This is a genomic window from Marinovum sp. PR37, from assembly GCF_028807375.1.
In the GTDB taxonomy this organism is placed as follows: Bacteria; Pseudomonadota; Alphaproteobacteria; order Rhodobacterales; family Rhodobacteraceae; genus Marinovum; species Marinovum algicola.
Genome location: NZ_JARAML010000003.1, coordinates 122,080 through 138,552 on the forward strand (window position 1 = coordinate 122,080; position 16,473 = coordinate 138,552).

A 16,473-nucleotide genomic window follows, 5' to 3' on the forward strand; every position below is an offset into this window, starting at 1 on the left:
GCAGGGCCGCCCTATGGTGCGAGCGTCCCGAAATATGCGGCCAGCGCCGCAATCTCCTCGCCGGACAGGCGCCCGGCGATCATCTGCATGGCGGGATGGGATCTCTGGCCCGATTTATAGCCGTGCAGGGCGACGACGAAGGCCTCTTGCGGCCATCCGACGATCGCGGGAATGGCGTCGCTGCCAGAGGCCTGATGGCAGGTGGTGCATTCCGATGACAGGTATTCACCATACGCCGGGTCGCCCTCGATGGCGAGGATTTCGCCGATCTCCGTCTCCTCTTCGGCCGTCACCGCCGCCGCCCACCCGAGACAGAGCGCCAGGGCGACGGTCAGCGGGCGGGGGGCGACGGGCATGGCTTCACTCCTCGGCGAAGGATTTCAGGTATTCGACCACCGCAGCCTGATCCGCCTCCTTGCGCAGGCCTGAGAAGGACATCTTGGTGCCTTGCAGATAGTCGCGCGGTTTGGCCAGAAAGGCTTTGAGGTCTTCCTCTGTCCATATCAGACCATCTTCGCCGGCCTGCTTCAACGCTTTCGAATACGAGAAACCGTCGATCGCGCCGGCCGGATGGCCGACAATGCCGTTCAGCGCGGGGCCGGTGCGGTTCTTGGCCCCTTCGCCGACCTGATGGCAGGACTTGCACTTCCGGAACACCCGTTCACCGGCCGCCACCAGTTCGGCATCAAGCGCGGCCGGCACCACGGCTTCGGCCTCTTCGACGGCTTCGGTCTCTTCGACCGTGGCCTTTTCGACCGCAGGCGGGTCTTCGGCCGCCCCGGCCTGATCCGGCGTCACATCCAGAACGGTGGCGCGCATGGTGATTTCGACACTGTCCTTGCAGTTCTCCATGCACGGCTCGGCCCGCCATTGCGCATATTCCGCCTCGGCCCGGTCATCGACGATGAAGCCCGCGGCGTTGGGCATTTCGACTTCGAGGAAGTTCTCGTGGCTGAGGGTGAAATCCTCGCCAACGATATCGTTGGAATAGAGGATATAGGCGGTGATCGCATAGACCTCGTCATCGCTCAATGTCTGCGCCGCGCCAAAGGGCATGGAGCGGTGGACATAATCCCAGACCGTCGAGAGATAGGGCCAATAGCTGCCCACGGTCTTGACCGGGTCTTTCCGGTCCAGCGTGTCCCAGCCGCCGGCCAGCGTCGGCCAGTTGCCGACGCCCTCGGCAAAATCGCCATGACAGGCGGCGCATTGCTCGGCAAAGACCTCTTCGCCGGTCCAGACATCGCCGGAACCTTCGGGCAAGCCGGTGCCATCGGGCAGGATATCGACGTCCCAGGCGGCGATTTCCGCCTCCAATGCCGGGCGGCCGAGGCCGAGGCGGCTGTCTGTCAGGCCCTGGGCCGCTGCCATCTTGATCACCGGGGCCTCTGGCGCGCTGGCGGCGGCCCCGGCCTGCGGCACGTCCGCCGGCTCTGCCAGCCCGGCTTGCTCGGCCACTTCGGTCGCGGCCGGGATCACCTCGGCCGCCGGGGCGCCGCCACCGGGGATTTGAAAGGCGATCGTGGGCGCCGTGGCGGGCATCGGGGTGACAAAGCGGTCGGCCAGGGTGATGGCAAGACCGGCGGTCGCGGCAATGCCCGCGCCCGCGCCGACAAACAGAGCGGCTTTAGGAAACTTCGACATTTTCGGCCTCCCCGTTGGATTTCACATGCCAGGTCTGAATGCAGTTGTTGTGATAGATCGAATTTTCGCCGCGCACGTCGCGCAGCTGGGACTTGGTCGGCTGGACATAGCCGGTCTCGTCCATCGCGCGGGCCTGCAACAGCATCTCGCCACCGTCCCAGTCGGTATCGAGATAGAAGCGCACCAGCGCCTTGTTTCCGCCCTCCTGCGAAAGCCGTGCGGTCTCCCAGCTCTTGCCGCCGTCCCGGGAGACGTCGACGCGGGTGATCCGCCCGTGCCCCGTCCAGGCCATGCCGGTGATAACCAGCGGCCCGGGTCCGTGAGTGATGGGCATTTGCGGCGAGGGCGAGGTGATGACCGACTTGGCGTCCATCACCCATGTCCATTTGCGGCTGGTCCCGTCGGCCAGCGTGTCGGTGTATTTCGAGGTTTCTTCGCGGCTTTCGACCGGCTGATCGAGCACCTCGATCCGGCGCAGCCACTTGATCCACATGTTGCCTTCCCAGCCCGGCACCACCAGGCGCACCGGGTAGCCATGCTCCTTGCGCAGCGCTTCGCCATTGGCCTTGAACGCCACCAGAACGTCATCCAGCGCCTTCTCCAGCGGGATCGAGCGGCCGTTCGACGAGGCATCGGCGCCTTCGACATAGACCCATTTGCCCGCCGTCTCGCCCGACAGCCCGGCCTCGTTCAGCAGGCTGCGCAGCGGCACGCCGGTGTATTCCATGTTGTGAATCATGCCATGGGTGAACTGCGCGCCATTGAGCTGCGCGCCGGCCCATTCCATGCCGGTGTTGGCGGCGCATTCGCAGAAATAGACGTGGTTCTCGCGCGGAAAGCGCTCGAGATCGGCATAGGTGAAGACCAGCGGCCGATCGACCAGCCCGTTGATCATCAGGCGGTAATCCTCCTTTTTCAGCTCGATGGCGCCCGAGTGATGCCGTTCGAAGGCGCAGCCCTGCGGCGTGATCGTGCCGTCGAGCGCGTGGATCGGGGTGAAATTGATCGAGCTGATCGTATCGGCGGTGAGCCATTCGACATTGCGGCGGATCACGTCGCTCTCGAATTCGATGGGCAGGCCATAAGGCACCTCGTCGACGCCCTGGCCGAGCCCGGACGCCCAGTCCTGTACTTCGGTGATCAGCGGATCGGGGGTGGCGGCGCGGGCGGCCCCGGCGGTGACGGCACCGGCGGCGGCGGCCACGCTGCCGCGCAGGAAGGCACGGCGGGATGATTTCAGGATGTCAGACATATGGCCCTTCTCCCTTGGTTGCGGTTTGCCGCTTGGACGGCGCGATTGGAAAGCGCACTGCCCGAGGGCAGTACGGCATGTTCTGTGCGCCCGGGGTCGGGCGGTCAGGCAGGTCTTCTGTGCCTTCAGACGCCGGTCACGGCGACGCTGGTATTCGGATCAAGCCGGACAGTTCCCAGCTTGGAGATATGGGCCTCGACCACATCCCAGATCGGCGGGCCTTCGGTGCCTTCGTTCACAGAGGCCCAGCCGGCGACAACGTAGTTGCGCGCCGGGTCGATGGCCTCGCCGGTCGAAAGCAGCGTCATCTCGGAGATGCGCTCGCCCTGCGGTTTCGAAATGTCGATCCGGTAGCCCATGCCGCCAACGCGCACCATATCGCCGCCCTGTTGGTAATAGGGATCGGGGTTGAAGATGTTGTCGGCCACGTCCTCGAGCACGATTTTCAGGAATTCGCCCGTCATTTCGGTGCGGTAGGCGTTGGGATAGGTCATCGAGGTGACGTTCCAGATATCCTCGCGGGTGATCTTCTGGCCGGGGATCAGCGACGGCCCCCAGCGCACGCCCGGAGACAGCGCAATCTCGGCGTCGCGTTCCGACAGCAGCGCATCGCAAATCAGGTCGTCCCACGACCCGTTGAAATTGCCGCGGCGGTAAAGCAGGCTCTCGCTCTCGCCGATCACCTCTTGCAGCTCCGCCTCATAGGGCGCGCGCTCTGCGTCGATGACGGCGGCAACCTCCTTGTCGGGGGTGATCACGTCGGAAAAGATCGGGATCAGCTTGTGCCGAAAGCCCATCATCCGCCCGTTCTGTACATCGAGATCGATGCGCGAGACGAACTTGCCGTTGGACCCGCTCGCCACGATGATCGTGTCGCCCACCAGCACCGGCTCGGGCAGCGCGTCATGGGTGTGGCCCGAGAGGATCACGTCGATGCCGGTGACGATGCCGGCCATCTTCTTGTCGACGTCGAACCCGTTGTGCGACAGGCAAACCACCAGCTCGGCGCCCTGCGCGCGCACCTCGTCGACCATGTCCTGCATGTTCTCGTCGCGGATCCCAAAGGCGTATTCCGGGAACATCCAGCCGGGGTTGGCGATCGGCATATAGGGGAAGGCCTGGCCGATGACGGCGATCTTGACGCCGCCACGCTCGAAAAACTTGTAGGGCGGGAAGAGCTCGGCCGGTTCGTCCCATTCGGCGTCAAAGATGTTCTGGCCCAGCGCGGCAAAGGGCAGGCCCTCGACGATCTCGGCCACCCGGTCGGAGCCGAGGGTGAACTCCCAATGGAAGGTCATCGCATCCGGTTTCAGCGCATTCATCACGTTGACCATGTCCTGGCCTTCGGTGTGATAGCAGGTGAAGCTGCCGTGCCAGGTGTCACCGCCATCCAGCAGCAGCGCATCGGGACGCGCGGCGCGGATCGCATTGATCACCGTGGCCACCCGGTCGAGCCCGCCAACCCGGCCATAGGCCTGCGCCAAGGCCGAAAAATCGCCCGACGACAGCGCATAATGCGCGGGCGAGCCGTCGTCGATGCCGTAGAGCCGGCGGAAATCGGCGCCGGTCACATGCGGCACCGCGCCCTTGTTGTCGCCGACGCCGATATTGATCGACGGCTCGCGAAAATAGATCGGCTTCATCTGGGCGTGGATGTCGGTGACATGGATCAGCGAGACATTGCCGAAGGTGTCGAACTCCAGAAGCTGGTCCTGGGTCAGCGCCTGCTGCGCGGCCAGGCGCGACCAGGTGCCGAAACCGGAGGCGCCAAGCATGGCCGAGGCGGCCATCGAGACCTGAAGGAAATCGCGGCGGGAGATCATCGGAGGCTCCTTGTATCACACAGGGCTTTTCTCACACACGGCTTCACATGCGCATATGTGAATAAGTCAAGAACAGAAAACCCCGCGCCAGAGAAACCGGCGCGGGGCGTGGATTATTGGCGAACCGCCGGTGTCTCGACCGAGAGGCCGTTGCCGCGCGAGGCGACATAGAGCTCCAGCGCGCGGAACTCGTCGGAGCCCTCGGCAAAGGTCTCGGCGCGGGTGTCGCGGATGCAGCCGCGGAAGCGGTTGTGCTTGGAGATCAGCTTGGCCTGCTTCAGACGATAGGTCGGAAAGCCGTTGATCTGGCCCTGGCTGAGGTGATCGGCGCGGATGTAGTTGCCGTTGTTGTCCTCATGGCAGGAGGCACAGGACAGCTCGAGCTGGCCATAGCGGGTGTAATACATCTCCTTGCCCTGCTCCCAGTAATCCTGGGCCGGGCCGTCGATGGCCACGTTCATCGGCATGCCGCGCGACTGATGCGCGATGGCGGCGATCATGCCCTGCATCTCGGCGCCCGACCATTTCCACGGTTCGGCTTCCATGCGCTCGGTGCGGCAGGTGTTGACCAGATCTTCCATCACCACCAGTTCGCCGGCCTCGTTGACCTTGGGCATTTCTGCGGTGAGCCCGGCAAAACTCTCGATGTCCTCGTGACAGGAGGCACAGCTCTTGCCGGCGGCGCCTTCGACCACCTCGAACTGATCCAGCGCCTGATCGACAAAGATCATGCCGGGGTTGTCGAAATCGTCGAGCTCCAGCGCCTGGGTCTCGTTGGTGCGGTAGTGCCAGCCCGAGATCACCTTGTCGCCCAGCGCACCGTCCAGATGGGCGGGGGCGTCGGCCTTGGAGACCATCTCGACGTCGCCGTTGATGACCAGCGCGTCATCGTCAGGACCGCCGGCAAAGGCCGGTGCCGCGGCCAACAATGCTGCGGCAGTGAGTGCGGTAAATTTCATATCTTCCCTCCCTAAGCTGTCCTGCCCCGTTTTCGGGGTCAGATGGCGCGCCCGCCCCGGTCCATCCGGAGCAGGCAGGGGCCTCAGCCGACCGCGATTTCCTTGGCTTCCTCATAGACCGAGCCGTCATCGTCATACCAGGTGAACTTGAATTCACCCGATTCAGGCACCGTGGCCTGAAACTGAAAGTACGGGTTGGTCGAGATCGCCGGTTCCAGCGTGACATCGATCACGTTCTCGCCGTTGAAATCACAAGTGAACCGATTGATGATCGAGCGCGGGATGGTGTTGCCGTCCTTGTCCTTGCGCTGGCCGGATTCCATCGTGTGGCTGATCAGGGTCTTGATCGTGATCGCTTCGCCGGCCTGGGCCTTCTTGGGCACCTTGACGCGGGGTTTCACACCTTTTGCCATTGTTCTGTCTCCTTGTTAGCCGCCGCAGCCGCCGATGGTGACCTTGACGGTCTTCGAGGCGCGGACAAAGCTGCCGTCGGCCATCTGTGCGACGGCAATCACGTCCTGGGTTCCGGCAAGGCGAATCCGCGTGGCGGCCTCCTGCGCGGCGGCCAGCGGGCCGAAGTTGAACGTCGCGACCGGCGGCGCCGGGTTGCCGGCGGCAAAGACCGCGATGGCGGTGGCGCCGGGGGCCGAAACCTCGATCGGGACTGTGTTGCCGTTCTCGGCGATCTCGGGCGCGGTCAGCTCGAGCCCGCCCTCACCGGTTTCGGCTCCGCCGGTGAAATCATTGATAAGATCGTCCACCGACGCAAAGGCGCGGAACGGCAGGACGGTCAGAAGCGCGGCACCGGCACCGAGAGCCAGCGTTTCGCGTCGCGTGAAATCCATCATTTGTCTCCTTGTCTCGTCTGACGGGCGGTCACTCGTCTTTCAACGTCATCAAGAACGCCACCACGTCTTCGATCTCCTGCGCCGTCAGCAGCGGCGGCAGCGGCTCTTCGCCCGCCTTGCCGGTAAAGCCGTTGCCGGGACGGATGAAACCGCTGGTCTTGTAGAATGCCGGCATCACCGTGCCGTCATAAGTCATCTTGGCATTGGCGACGATGCCGCGCAGCTCGGCCTCTTCCCAGCGCGAACCGACGCCATCGAGGATCGGACCGACCTCGCCATGGAACGGCGCATCCTTGAGCTCGGTCACCTCGTGGCACGAGATGCAATTGCCCTTGGATTTGGTCTTCATGATCATCGCGCCGCTTTCCGGGTCGCCCGGTGCGCCCGACAGCGAAGTCGCAATGGCGCCGTAATCGTCGTAGGTCACATCCTGCGGGGCCACTTCTGCCGCGAGCGCGGCCTGCGCGCCCAGCGAGGCAACCGCCAGTGCTAGTGTCGTGAGCCTCATATTCCCTCCCTAAGTCGCTACCTTGTAATTTTTTGTATCAGGTTGCTTTGCGTACCGTAGTCCACTGCGGCAGCCGGACGCAACAACAAATTCATGAGTTTGAATTAGTTGATTTGAATCAATCGGTGCTGCCATCGTCGCGTTCCTGGATCATCCGCGCGTGGTATCGCTGAAAATCCTCGCCGTTATCAAGCAGATACCTCTTTTCCGCAACCCAAGTGAACATGTCGAGCGTGGTGCCAGCGCCAAAGGCCCCGGGCATCACCGCCACCGCCACCTGCGGCGCGGTTGCATCCTGCGCCACCTCTTCCGGCAGGAACATCACCGTCGGGGTAAAGAGAATCCCCCATTTGCGCGCCATGTCCTTTTCGCTCAGCGTCTCGCCGTCGAAATCGGTCACCTCGATGTCGCCATGCAGGTTGAGCTGCACCACGAAGTAATTGTCCTTGATCATGCGGGCGATCTCGGGGCGCGGAAACACTTCCTTGTGCATCTTGTCGCAATAGACGCAGCCGCGCTGCTCGAAGATCAGCGCCAGCCGCTTGCCTTCGGCATTGGCCTCTTCCAGATCCTCGCGCAGGTCCTTGAACGTGTCGCGCATCCAGTCCGTCTTGTACAGCCCGTCGTCGCCCAGTTCTGCCGCCCAGAGCGGCAGCGCCAGCAGCAGCGCCGCGAGGCTTGTGATCCAACGTGTCATGTCATCCTCCCCCTTGAAGGTCGTGGTCAACCGATCTGCATGAAGACCGGAAAGGTCTCGAGCATCCATTGACCGATGTAGTTCATCGTATCGGTGGCAATCAGCACGCCAAAGACGATCAACAGCGCGCCCATCGCCTTTTCGATCTTGGGCAGGTGGCGGCGAAACCGCGCCATCCAGCGCATGAACGGCCCGATGAACATCGCCGCCAGAATAAACGGCAAGGTCATCCCGAGGCCATAGACAAACAGCAGCGCCGCACCGGTTCCGGCGGTCTCCTGCCCCGCCGCAGTGAACAAGATCGCCGCCAGCACCGGGCCGACGCAGGGCGTCCAGCCAAAGGCAAAGGCGAGCCCGATCACATAGGCGCCGGCCAGGCTCATGTTCGAGGTCGCGCCGGTGTCGGCGCGGAACTGGCGATAGAGCAACCCGATGCGGATCACGCCCAGGAAATGCAGCCCCATGATGAGGATCACCGCCGCCGCCAGCCAGCGCAGGATGTCGAAATAGTCGCGCAGCATCTGGCCAAAGACCGTGGCCGAGGCCCCGAGCGCCACAAAGACCGTGATCACGCCGAGCGCGAAACAGCTTGCCGCCAGCACCGCGCGCAGCCGCACCGCGCCCGAGATCTCGGCGCTGGCGGTCACCTGGTTCATCCCGACCCCGGCGAGGTAGCTGAGATAGAACGGCACGATCGGCAGGACGCAGGGTGACAGGAATGACAGCAATCCGGCCAGGAGAGCGCCTGCGAAAGTGACATCGAACATCGTAGGCCCGTCCCGCTTGTAAAATTCACATATTCAGATTAGGTAGTATATCAGGTTCGGATCAAATGAAATCAATTCGCATGCTGAAGATTGTCCCGCTTCTGCTGTCGGCGCTGATGCTGCTGGCCACGGCTGCACGTGCCGAAATGGCGCTTGTGATGGTCGAGGAACCCGGATGCGTCTGGTGCGCCAAGTGGAACAAGGAAGTCGGACCGGTCTATCCCAAGACCGACGAGGGCGCCCAGGCGCCCCTGCGGCGGATCGACATCCGCGACCGCCCGCCGGACGACATGCAGTTCGCCCGCGACCTGCATTTCACGCCGACCTTCGTGCTGATGGTCGACGGCGTCGAGAGCGGGCGCATCGAAGGTTATCCGGGCGAGGATTTCTTCTGGGGCCTGCTCGGCAGGCTGATCGATACCGCCAGGACGCAAGAGGCAGCAGGATGACCGACGCGATGAACACCACCCTTGGCGCGGCAAAGGCATCGCCGCTTCCGGCGTTCGACGAGAACACCTGCGAGGAAGACATCGAGCGGATGATGGAAAACGCCACCAACGCCGCCAATTTCCTCAAGGCGCTGGGCCACGAGGGGCGGCTAATGATCCTCTGTCATCTGGCCACCGGCGAAAAATCGGTGACCGAGCTGGAGGATCTGCTCTCGGCGCGCCAGGCGGCGGTGTCGCAACAGCTTTCGCGGCTGCGGCTCGAAGGCATGGTCAAGCCACGGCGCGATGGCAAGGCGATCTATTATTCGCTGGCCGACGACCGGCCGCGCCAGATCATGGAAATCGTCTACGACATGTTCTGCCGGCCGGACACGGAAGACCGCTAGGCCCGCGCCAGGCAGGCCCCGGCGGCAGGGATCTCGGGGAGGGAGGACCGATGCTGGACACCATGGGCGACGCCACCGCCGTGGCGCTTGTCGGCCTGCTGAGCGGCCTGATGCTGGGCCTCGCGGCGCGGCTCGGGCGGTTCTGCACCCTCGGTGCGATCGAGGATTATTTCTATTCCAGCAGCGACCTGCGCCTGCGGATGTGGGGTATCGCCATCGGCACCGCCGTGACCGGCAGCTTCGTGCTGATCGCGCTGGGCTGGCTCGACCCCGCCGCCCCGATCTACCTTGCCACCGCCTGGTCGCCTGTCGCTTCGGTGCTGGGCGGACTGGTCTTTGGCTATGGCATGGCCATCAGCGGCAATTGCGGCTTTGGCGCGCTTGCCCGCCTCGGCGGCGGCGACCTGCGGTCCTTCGTGATCGTGCTGGTCACCGGCATCTCGGCCTATGTGGTGCTGTCGGGGCCGCTGGCCACGCTGCGCATCACGGTCTTTCCGGTGGTCGAGACCGATCCGCAGGCGCTGCCCGGCCTGGCCCATGCGCTGGCCCGGCTGACCGGCCTGCCGGTGGCGCTGCCGGGGCTGGCCATCGGGCTGGCGATCCTCGCCTTTGTCGCCGCGCCGGTGCGGGTGCGCCGCTCTCGCGAAACGCTGATCTGGGGCGCGGTGGTCGGGCTGGCGATCGTCGGCGCCTGGGCCGGCACCTCCTGGGTGGCGCGCCATGGCTGGGACGATATCGCAGTCTCGTCACATACCTTTTCCAAACCGCTCGGCGACACCCTTCTCTATGCCATGCTGTCGTCGGGGGTGGCGCTGAATTTCGGCACCGGCTCGGTGCTTGGGGTGCTGGCCGGGGCCTTCCTCGGGTCGATGATCAAAGGCCAGTTCCGCTGGGAGGCCTGCGACGACCCGCGCGAATTGCGCCGCCAGATCGGCGGTGCGGCGCTGATGGGGCTGGGGGCGGTGGTGGCCACCGGGTGCAGCGTCGGACAGGGCCTCTCGGCCATGTCCCTGCTGGCCTGGAGCGCGCCGGTGACGCTGGCCGCGATCCTCGCCGGCGGCTACATCGGGCTGCGTCAGCTGATGCTGGGGTTTGCCCCGGCCGAATGACCGGGGCACGCCCGGGCCGTCAGGCCCGGGGGGTATCCTCGCCGACGATCTCGGCGTCATCCGCCATCTTTCCCGCCGCCGGCGGCGTGTCATCCTCGGCCAGCTTCTCGGCCATGGTCTGATCGTCCTCGGCGCCTTCGGCCGAGACGTCGCCCGTGCCCGGACCGTTGTGCATTGCCTCCCCGGCAATCACGCTGTCCTGCGTCGCCATGTCCCGGCCGGAATGATCCTCGATCGCACCGACGATCAGCGGCAGCATGGCGCTGTCGGCGCTGGACGAGGCAGCCTCGGCCGGCGGCGTCTTCCAGCTCAGCGTGTCGAGCGCGCCGCAATTGGTGCAGGTCGCCGACCATTCGCTCTGGATGTTCGAGCAATTGTCGCAGACCCAATGCGGCCCGCGCGGCGCATTCAGCGCCCGGGCCAGCCAGCCCTTGACCACCGCATCCGAGGCGCCTTCGCCGCGTTCGATGGCGGCCATGATGGTCAGCGTGCGGGTGTCGGGACCGGTCTCGGCCAGATCGCCCAGCGCCCGGCGGGCACCGGGGAAATCCTCGTCCGCGATATGCAGCTCGGCCAAGAGCAGCTTGGTCTCGCGATGCTCCGGCGCCAGCCGGGTCAGATGCTGAAAGCGCTTGATCCGGGCTGCCGGCGTCTCGTCGGGCTCGATGGCGGCAAAGGTGGCGGCCAGATCGGGATGCGGCTGCGCCTCCCAGGCCTTCTTGATCACCCGCGTGGCGTATTTCGGCTTGCCCTGCTCGATATAGCTGCGCGCCGCCATCACCGCCGCCGGGATCAGCTCGGGCGAGAGCCGGTTGGCCTCGATCGCGGTTTCGCGCTGTTCGATGGTCCGGCCATCGGCGGCCACCTCGCGCGCCTCCGACAGCGCCAGAACGGCCTCGCGCCGGCGGTGCACGTCGCGCGGCAGGTTGCCGGATTTCAACTTGGCGTTCAGCGTCTTGCGCGCCCCGGCCCAATCGCCGTGATCGGCCTGAAGCTTGAGCAGGATATCCTGCGTCTCTTCATGCTTGGGCTTGATCGCAAAGGCCCGCTCGGCCAGCTTCAGCGCGGTATCGGTGTCGCCATCGGCCAGCCGCTGCTTCATCACGCCGCGCACGCCGACGAAACGGGTTTTCTCGTTGGCCACCAGCTTCTTGTAGACCGCCTCGGCCTTGCCGCGGTCGCCGGCCATCTCGGCGGCCTGAGCGGTCAGCAGGTTGGTCAGCTCGGGCTTGTTGAGATAGCGGTCGGCCTTGGCGGCCTTGGCCATCGCCAGCTTGCCCTCGCCCGAGGCCAGCGCCATCAGCCCGTCGCTCAGCGCCTGAAAGCCCTTGCGCTCGCGGTTGCGGTCGAAATAGCGCGAGATCGCGGTTTCATCGCCATTGACGAAGCGCAGCAGCGCCACGAGGAAGGACACCACCTTGAGCAACACCCAGAGCGCCACCAGCAGCGCCATCAGGGCAAGCACGGCCTGCAAGGCGGTAAAGGTGAATTCCTGACCGTTGAAGGTGACGCGCAGCCCCGCGCCATCATATTCCAGAAGCCAGCCGGCGCCCCAGGCAAGCCCCAGAACCACGGCGACAAAGACGAGGATTTTCAGTAGTGACCAAAGCATGAATTCGTCCTTATCCCTGGTTCAGGCGTGCCGCGATGGCGTTGGCTTCGTCCAGCGCCGACATCCGGGTTTCGGCATCCGCCACCCATTGGGCCAATGGCTCTTTCGCCGCATCCGGCAGAGCCGTTATTTCATCAAGTGCGACACGCAAGTTGCCGCTGCGCACCGCCGCTTCGGCGCGTGACAGAATGGCGTCGGTGTCGACGCCGTCACGCGGCTCGACCGAACGCACCTCGAACATCTTTTCCAGCACGCCGCCGATGCCGCCGTCGGCGTCATCCGTTCCGGCCGCGCGCGCGGCGCGCAGCGCGGCGCGCGCGTCATCTGGGAAGCGTTCGCGCAGCGCCGCCTGGGTCACCACCCCGTCGGAGGCCGCCGCCTCAAGCGCCGTCATCGGCGCGTCCACGTTCTCGGCCAGCGTCGCCAGCGGCTCGGCAAAGGGATCGCCGGCCTCGAGCGCGGTCAGCACCTGAGTCAGCGCCGTGCGCGCGGCGGAAATCCGCGCCTCTTCCAGCGCGCGTTCCTCCATCTGGGTGGCTTCGGCCGCGATCTGCTCGATCTCGGCCTTTTCGGCGGCAATCGTCTCTTCGATCGCCAGGCGCTGCTCTTCCATCGAGCCGCGCAGCCGCTCCAGCTCGGCTTCATAGGCCGCAATCGCCTCGCGCGAGACGGTGTCGGCAATCGGCCGTTTCGCCAGCGTCGTCAGGCGTTCGTCAATCGCCGCGATCTCCTCGCGCAGCGCCTCGACGCCGGTCAGCCGTTCGTTCTGCGCCCCCAGCTCGCTTTCGGTGACGCCCAACGCCTCTTGCGTGGTGGCGAGGTCAGCGGCAAGCGTGTCGATCCGCACGGTTACATCGGCGGCCATGCCGGTGATCTGCTCCGACACGTCGTCCAGCCGCGCGGTCTGCGCCTCGAGCGCGGCGCGGGTCTCGGTTTCGAAGCTGTCATCCTGCCCCAGGAAATAGGCGGCACCATAGCCCAGCCCGGCGGCAACGATGCCGCCCAGCACCATCGGCACAAAGCCCCCCCGACGCTCGATCACCTTTTCAGTAACCGGCGGCGCAACCGGCGCCGCCGCCTGCGGCGGCTCGGCATCGTCAAAGACCTCGGGCTCGGGCTCATTGCCGGCATCCGCTCCGGCCTCGTCGGCGGCCATCTCGGCCTGCACCGGATCTGGGGCGGCCAGCGGATCGGCGTCTTCGACACCGCCTTCGGGCGGCTCCGCGCTGTCGCCGGCGGCTGGCGTATCCTCGCCCGACGTCAGCGTGTCGGCCTCATCGGCGGCCAGCGTATCGGCCTCATCGGCGGGAAAGGAGTCATCGCCGCCGGAAATCATGTCGCCCTCATCGACGGGATAGGTATCGTCGCCGGTGGTAATCGTGTCGGCCGCACCGTCCGGGGGGGTCTCGGGGCCCGCAGCCTCATCGGTGGTATCCGAGACCTCCGGCGCATCTGTCCGGTCGTCGGCAGCCGTCTTGTCTTCGGTTTCTTCCGGTTTCGGCTCTTTCGAATTTGACACCAAGGATCACCCTTTCCGAATCTTACTGCTGCGGCGCAATATCATTACCTTATGGCACCCTCGAGGGCCCCTCAAGCGGACTTCCCCCACCAATGACCCCGGCCACGGCTGCGCATATCGCCGCACGATCGGGCCGCGCGGCGATCACCAGCCGCTCTGGTTTCAGGGGCGCTGCACAGCCGGCCACCGCCGGGCTGAGCGCCACGACCCAGAGCGGCGCCCGCGCCCGGGCCTGCCGCACGACGATCTCGGCGCTTCGCGGGGAAAACAGCGGCAGGATCACCGGCTTCTCTGCGTCAAGTAGCGCACGCGCCTCGCGAGTAAAGTCACAGGCCTGCTGATCATAAACGATCGTTTCGCGCGCGTTCATTCCCATCGCGGTGAGCCGCGCCGCCACATCGCCGCGCGCATGCCGGCCGCGCAGGTGCAGCATGCCACCCTCGGGCCGCAACCCGGCCAGATGCGCGACAAGCTGATCGGCGGTTTCGCCCACCATTTCGGCGACATACCCGGCCGCCTGCGCCACCTGCGTGGTCTTGCACCCGACGCAGAAAGCGCGCAGCCCGGGCGGCAGCTTGCCCGCGCGTACGCCATTGGCCGAGGTAAAAATCACCGCCGTCACCCCGGCCAGATCTGGCACCGCCCCCGTGGCCACGATCCGCAGCACCGGCGAAATCACCACGGTGCCGGGCGTGACGCTCCGGCGCAGATCAGCCAGAAAGCTCTCGGCATCGACGCGGGGCCGGGTCAGCAGCAGCGCGGGCGGGTGTTGGGCGGGATTGTTTGCCATCATGGCAAGTGTTACCTGCGCCCTGTTCCCTCCGCAACGAACCGGCGCGTCAGATGACCCAATCGCTCACCCTTCTCGGCCTTGAAAGCAGCTGCGACGACACCGCCGCCGCCGTGGTGCGCGGCGCCCCCGGCGCGGCCCAGGTCTTGGCCTCGGTGGTCGAGGGCCAGACCGGGCTGCACAAGGAGTTTGGCGGCGTGGTGCCGGAAATCGCCGCCCGAGCCCATGCCGAGCGGCTCGATGTCTGCGTCAAGGAGGCGCTGGCCCGGGCCGGGCTGGGCTTTGACGCGCTCGACGGCATCGCGGTGACCGCCGGGCCGGGGTTGATCGGCGGCGTCGTCTCGGGCGTGATGTGCGCCAAGGGCCTTGCGGCGGGCACCGGCCTGCCGCTGATCGGCGTGAACCACCTGGCCGGCCATGCGCTGACCCCGCGGCTGACCGACGGCGCGGCCTTCCCCTACCTGATGCTGCTGGTGTCCGGCGGCCATTGCCAGTTCCTGATCGCCCGCGGCCCCGAGGAGTTCACCCGCCTCGGCGGCACCATCGACGACGCCCCCGGCGAAGCCTTCGACAAGACCGCGCGGCTTCTCGGGCTGGCCCAGCCCGGGGGCCCCTCGGTCGAGGCCGAGGCGGAACAGGGCGCGGCCCGGCGCTTTGCCTTTCCGCGCCCGCTGCTCGACCGGCCGGGTTGCGACATGTCGTTTTCGGGGCTGAAGACCGCCTTGCTGCGCACCCGCGACGGGGTGATCGCCGACAAGGGCGGGCTGACCCGACAGGACCGGGCCGACATGTGTGCCGGGTTTCAGGCCGCCGTGGTGGATGTGCTGGCGGAAAAGACCCGCCGCGCGCTTGCGGCCTATCTCGCCGAGTCGCCGGCGCAGCCGATGCTGGCCGTCGCCGGTGGCGTCGCCGCGAACCAGCCGATCCGCGCGGCGCTGCAAGCGGTCTGCGCCGAGGCGGGCGCGGGCTTTACCGCGCCGCCGCTGGCGCTTTGCACCGACAATGCGGCGATGATCGCCTATGCCGGGCTGGAACGCATGACGCTGGGTAAGGTTGACGACATGACCCTCGCGGCCCGCCCCCGCTGGCCGCTGGACAAAAGCGCCGCGCCGATGCTGGGCAGCGGCAAGAAAGGAGCCAAGGCATGAGTATCGGCGTGATCGGAGCCGGCGCTTTCGGCACCTCGCTGGCCATCTCGCTGGCCGCCGCCGGCCGGGACGTGGTGCTCTGGGGGCGCGATGCCGCCGCCATGGCCGAGATGCAATCCGCGCGCGAAAACGCTCGGCGCCTGCCCGGCGCGGGCTTTCCCGAGCGCCTGACGGCCACCGGCGATTTTGCCGAGGCCACCGCGCCCGACACCCTGCTGCTCTCGGTGCCGATGCAACAGCTCGAGACGTTGCTCACCGACAATGCCGGGACGCTGGCGCAAAAGACTCTGGTGGCCTGCTGCAAGGGGTTTTCCCTGCGCACCGGCGAAGGCCCGGTCAGCCTGATCAGCCGCATCCTGCCGCAGGCACAGGCGGCGATCCTGACCGGACCGAGCTTTGCCGCCGATATTGCCCGGGGGTTGCCCACCGCGCTGACGCTGGCCTGCGGCGACAAGGAATGCGGCCGGAGATTGCAGGAACAGCTCTCGACCCGCAACCTGCGGCTCTATCGCACCACCGATGTCACCGGCGCCGAACTGGGCGGCGGGCTGAAGAACGTGATCGCCATCGCCAGCGGCGTGGTGATCGGCGCCGGGCTGGGCGAGTCGGCCCGTGCCGCGCTGATGACCCGCGGTTTTGCCGAGATGACCCGCATCGCCCAGGCGCTTGGCGCCCGGTCGGAAACCCTGGCAGGCCTCTCGGGCTTTGGCGACCTGACGCTGACCTGCACCTCGACCCAGTCGCGCAACTACCGCTTCGGCCAGGCATTGGGCCGCAACGAGGAGTTTGCCGCCGGCACCACCGTCGAAGGCGCCGCCACCGCCCGCGCCATGCTCGGGGTTGCCGAGCGCCACGGGGTCGAAATGCCGATCACCCGTGCCGTCACCGCAATCATCGCCGGCGAGCTTGACGTCGGCGCAGCGATGGACCAGCTTCTCGCCCGACCCCTGAAGGAAGAGTGA

Annotated in this window: 18 protein-coding genes; 5 read left to right on the forward strand and 13 right to left on the reverse strand. The window is 66.1% G+C overall.

Going from position 1 to position 16,473, the window contains the following annotated elements; genetic code table 11:
• Nucleotides 1-11 precede the first annotated feature (11 nt).
• The 10 genes from PVW49_RS03700 to PVW49_RS03745 all read right to left on the reverse strand — a co-directional run bounded on the left by PVW49_RS03700 (nucleotide 12) and on the right by PVW49_RS03745 (nucleotide 8,498).
• Complete coding sequence (locus tag PVW49_RS03700) at nucleotides 12-356, reverse strand: c-type cytochrome (RefSeq protein ID WP_274589926.1); 345 nt, start codon at nucleotides 354-356, stop codon at nucleotides 12-14.
• Between the two features lie 4 nt (nucleotides 357-360).
• The gene (locus PVW49_RS03705; protein WP_371398824.1) at nucleotides 361-1,644 is read right to left on the reverse strand and encodes a c-type cytochrome; all 1,284 of its coding nucleotides are present in this window, start codon (nucleotides 1,642-1,644) and stop codon (nucleotides 361-363) included.
• Complete coding sequence (gene soxC / locus PVW49_RS03710) at nucleotides 1,628-2,896, reverse strand: sulfite dehydrogenase (protein WP_274589927.1); 1,269 nt, start codon at nucleotides 2,894-2,896, stop codon at nucleotides 1,628-1,630. Before soxC ends, PVW49_RS03705 begins: the two co-directional genes overlap by 17 nt.
• 125 nt (nucleotides 2,897-3,021) lie before the next feature.
• Nucleotides 3,022-4,719, reverse strand: coding sequence for a thiosulfohydrolase SoxB (gene soxB, locus PVW49_RS03715; protein ID WP_274589928.1), 1,698 nt, complete (start codon nucleotides 4,717-4,719; stop codon nucleotides 3,022-3,024).
• 113 nt (nucleotides 4,720-4,832) lie between these two features.
• Nucleotides 4,833-5,678 (reverse strand): sulfur oxidation c-type cytochrome SoxA, encoded by an 846-nt coding sequence (gene soxA / locus PVW49_RS03720; protein WP_274561790.1) that lies wholly within the window; start codon nucleotides 5,676-5,678, stop codon nucleotides 4,833-4,835.
• A gap of 83 nt (nucleotides 5,679-5,761) precedes the next feature.
• On the reverse strand, nucleotides 5,762-6,091 hold the full coding sequence (gene soxZ / locus PVW49_RS03725) for a thiosulfate oxidation carrier complex protein SoxZ (protein WP_048533471.1): 330 nt from the start codon (nucleotides 6,089-6,091) through the stop codon (nucleotides 5,762-5,764).
• A 15-nt stretch (nucleotides 6,092-6,106) separates the two neighbouring features.
• Entirely contained in the window at nucleotides 6,107-6,523 is a 417-nt protein-coding gene (gene soxY / locus PVW49_RS03730) for a thiosulfate oxidation carrier protein SoxY (RefSeq protein WP_048533472.1), read from the reverse strand.
• A 31-nt stretch (nucleotides 6,524-6,554) separates the two neighbouring features.
• Complete coding sequence (soxX, locus tag PVW49_RS03735) at nucleotides 6,555-7,034, reverse strand: sulfur oxidation c-type cytochrome SoxX (protein ID WP_274561791.1); 480 nt, start codon at nucleotides 7,032-7,034, stop codon at nucleotides 6,555-6,557.
• A gap of 118 nt (nucleotides 7,035-7,152) precedes the next feature.
• A complete protein-coding gene (locus PVW49_RS03740) occupies nucleotides 7,153-7,731 on the reverse strand; it encodes a thioredoxin family protein (protein WP_048534060.1) in 579 nt (192 codons plus the stop codon).
• 26 nt (nucleotides 7,732-7,757) lie between these two features.
• Nucleotides 7,758-8,498 carry a cytochrome c biogenesis CcdA family protein gene (locus tag PVW49_RS03745; RefSeq protein WP_074840567.1) on the reverse strand — a complete coding sequence of 247 codons (741 nt, stop codon included), beginning with the start codon at nucleotides 8,496-8,498 and terminating at the stop codon, nucleotides 7,758-7,760.
• Nucleotides 8,499-8,578: 80 nt separating this feature from the next.
• Here PVW49_RS03745 and PVW49_RS03750 point away from each other — a divergent pair, with 80 nt between their 5' ends.
• The 3 genes from PVW49_RS03750 to PVW49_RS03760 are packed head-to-tail and all read left to right on the forward strand — an operon-like array spanning nucleotide 8,579 to nucleotide 10,442.
• A complete protein-coding gene (locus PVW49_RS03750; RefSeq protein WP_170850633.1) occupies nucleotides 8,579-8,947 on the forward strand; it encodes a hypothetical protein in 369 nt (122 codons plus the stop codon).
• Complete coding sequence (locus tag PVW49_RS03755; protein WP_371398825.1) at nucleotides 8,944-9,333, forward strand: ArsR/SmtB family transcription factor; 390 nt, start codon at nucleotides 8,944-8,946, stop codon at nucleotides 9,331-9,333. The genes PVW49_RS03750 and PVW49_RS03755 overlap by 4 nt, the downstream gene beginning before the upstream one ends.
• 50 nt (nucleotides 9,334-9,383) lie before the next feature.
• Complete coding sequence (locus tag PVW49_RS03760; protein WP_274589929.1) at nucleotides 9,384-10,442, forward strand: YeeE/YedE family protein; 1,059 nt, start codon at nucleotides 9,384-9,386, stop codon at nucleotides 10,440-10,442.
• 19 nt (nucleotides 10,443-10,461) lie between these two features.
• On the opposite strand, the gene PVW49_RS03765 is transcribed toward PVW49_RS03760, so the two are convergent.
• Genes PVW49_RS03765 through PVW49_RS03775 form a run of 3 tightly spaced genes read right to left on the reverse strand, consistent with a single transcriptional unit; the run spans nucleotide 10,462 to nucleotide 14,363 of the window.
• Nucleotides 10,462-12,054 carry a heme biosynthesis protein HemY gene (locus tag PVW49_RS03765; RefSeq protein WP_274589930.1) on the reverse strand — a complete coding sequence of 531 codons (1,593 nt, stop codon included), beginning with the start codon at nucleotides 12,052-12,054 and terminating at the stop codon, nucleotides 10,462-10,464.
• 10 nt (nucleotides 12,055-12,064) lie between these two features.
• Nucleotides 12,065-13,573 (reverse strand): hypothetical protein, encoded by a 1,509-nt coding sequence (locus tag PVW49_RS03770; RefSeq protein ID WP_274589931.1) that lies wholly within the window; start codon nucleotides 13,571-13,573, stop codon nucleotides 12,065-12,067.
• Nucleotides 13,574-13,622: 49 nt separating this feature from the next.
• Nucleotides 13,623-14,363, reverse strand: coding sequence for a uroporphyrinogen-III synthase (locus tag PVW49_RS03775; protein ID WP_274589932.1), 741 nt, complete (start codon nucleotides 14,361-14,363; stop codon nucleotides 13,623-13,625).
• Between the two features lie 53 nt (nucleotides 14,364-14,416).
• On the opposite strand from PVW49_RS03775, the gene tsaD reads away from it, so the two are divergent.
• Both tsaD and PVW49_RS03785 read left to right on the forward strand, forming a co-directional pair.
• A complete protein-coding gene (gene tsaD / locus PVW49_RS03780; RefSeq protein WP_274589933.1) occupies nucleotides 14,417-15,511 on the forward strand; it encodes a tRNA (adenosine(37)-N6)-threonylcarbamoyltransferase complex transferase subunit TsaD in 1,095 nt (364 codons plus the stop codon).
• Nucleotides 15,508-16,473: an NAD(P)H-dependent glycerol-3-phosphate dehydrogenase gene (locus tag PVW49_RS03785; RefSeq protein WP_274589934.1), complete on the forward strand. Its 966-nt coding sequence runs from the start codon at nucleotides 15,508-15,510 to the stop codon at nucleotides 16,471-16,473. Before tsaD ends, PVW49_RS03785 begins: the two co-directional genes overlap by 4 nt.

Coding starts and splice junctions, on each gene's coding strand:
- PVW49_RS03700 (WP_274589926.1), bottom strand. CDS start 356: ATGCCCGTCGCCCCCCGCCCGCTGACCGTCGCCCTGGCGCTCTGTCTC.
- PVW49_RS03705 (WP_371398824.1), bottom strand. CDS start 1,644: ATGTCGAAGTTTCCTAAAGCCGCTCTGTTTGTCGGCGCGGGCGCGGGC.
- soxC (WP_274589927.1), bottom strand. CDS start 2,896: ATGTCTGACATCCTGAAATCATCCCGCCGTGCCTTCCTGCGCGGCAGC.
- soxB (WP_274589928.1), bottom strand. CDS start 4,719: ATGATCTCCCGCCGCGATTTCCTTCAGGTCTCGATGGCCGCCTCGGCC.
- soxA (WP_274561790.1), bottom strand. CDS start 5,678: ATGAAATTTACCGCACTCACTGCCGCAGCATTGTTGGCCGCGGCACCG.
- soxZ (WP_048533471.1), bottom strand. CDS start 6,091: ATGGCAAAAGGTGTGAAACCCCGCGTCAAGGTGCCCAAGAAGGCCCAG.
- soxY (WP_048533472.1), bottom strand. CDS start 6,523: ATGGATTTCACGCGACGCGAAACGCTGGCTCTCGGTGCCGGTGCCGCG.
- soxX (WP_274561791.1), bottom strand. CDS start 7,034: ATGAGGCTCACGACACTAGCACTGGCGGTTGCCTCGCTGGGCGCGCAG.
- PVW49_RS03740 (WP_048534060.1), bottom strand. CDS start 7,731: ATGACACGTTGGATCACAAGCCTCGCGGCGCTGCTGCTGGCGCTGCCG.
- PVW49_RS03745 (WP_074840567.1), bottom strand. CDS start 8,498: ATGTTCGATGTCACTTTCGCAGGCGCTCTCCTGGCCGGATTGCTGTCA.
- PVW49_RS03750 (WP_170850633.1), top strand. CDS start 8,579: ATGCTGAAGATTGTCCCGCTTCTGCTGTCGGCGCTGATGCTGCTGGCC.
- PVW49_RS03755 (WP_371398825.1), top strand. CDS start 8,944: ATGACCGACGCGATGAACACCACCCTTGGCGCGGCAAAGGCATCGCCG.
- PVW49_RS03760 (WP_274589929.1), top strand. CDS start 9,384: ATGCTGGACACCATGGGCGACGCCACCGCCGTGGCGCTTGTCGGCCTG.
- PVW49_RS03765 (WP_274589930.1), bottom strand. CDS start 12,054: ATGCTTTGGTCACTACTGAAAATCCTCGTCTTTGTCGCCGTGGTTCTG.
- PVW49_RS03775 (WP_274589932.1), bottom strand. CDS start 14,363: ATGGCAAACAATCCCGCCCAACACCCGCCCGCGCTGCTGCTGACCCGG.
- tsaD (WP_274589933.1), top strand. CDS start 14,417: ATGACCCAATCGCTCACCCTTCTCGGCCTTGAAAGCAGCTGCGACGAC.
- PVW49_RS03785 (WP_274589934.1), top strand. CDS start 15,508: ATGAGTATCGGCGTGATCGGAGCCGGCGCTTTCGGCACCTCGCTGGCC.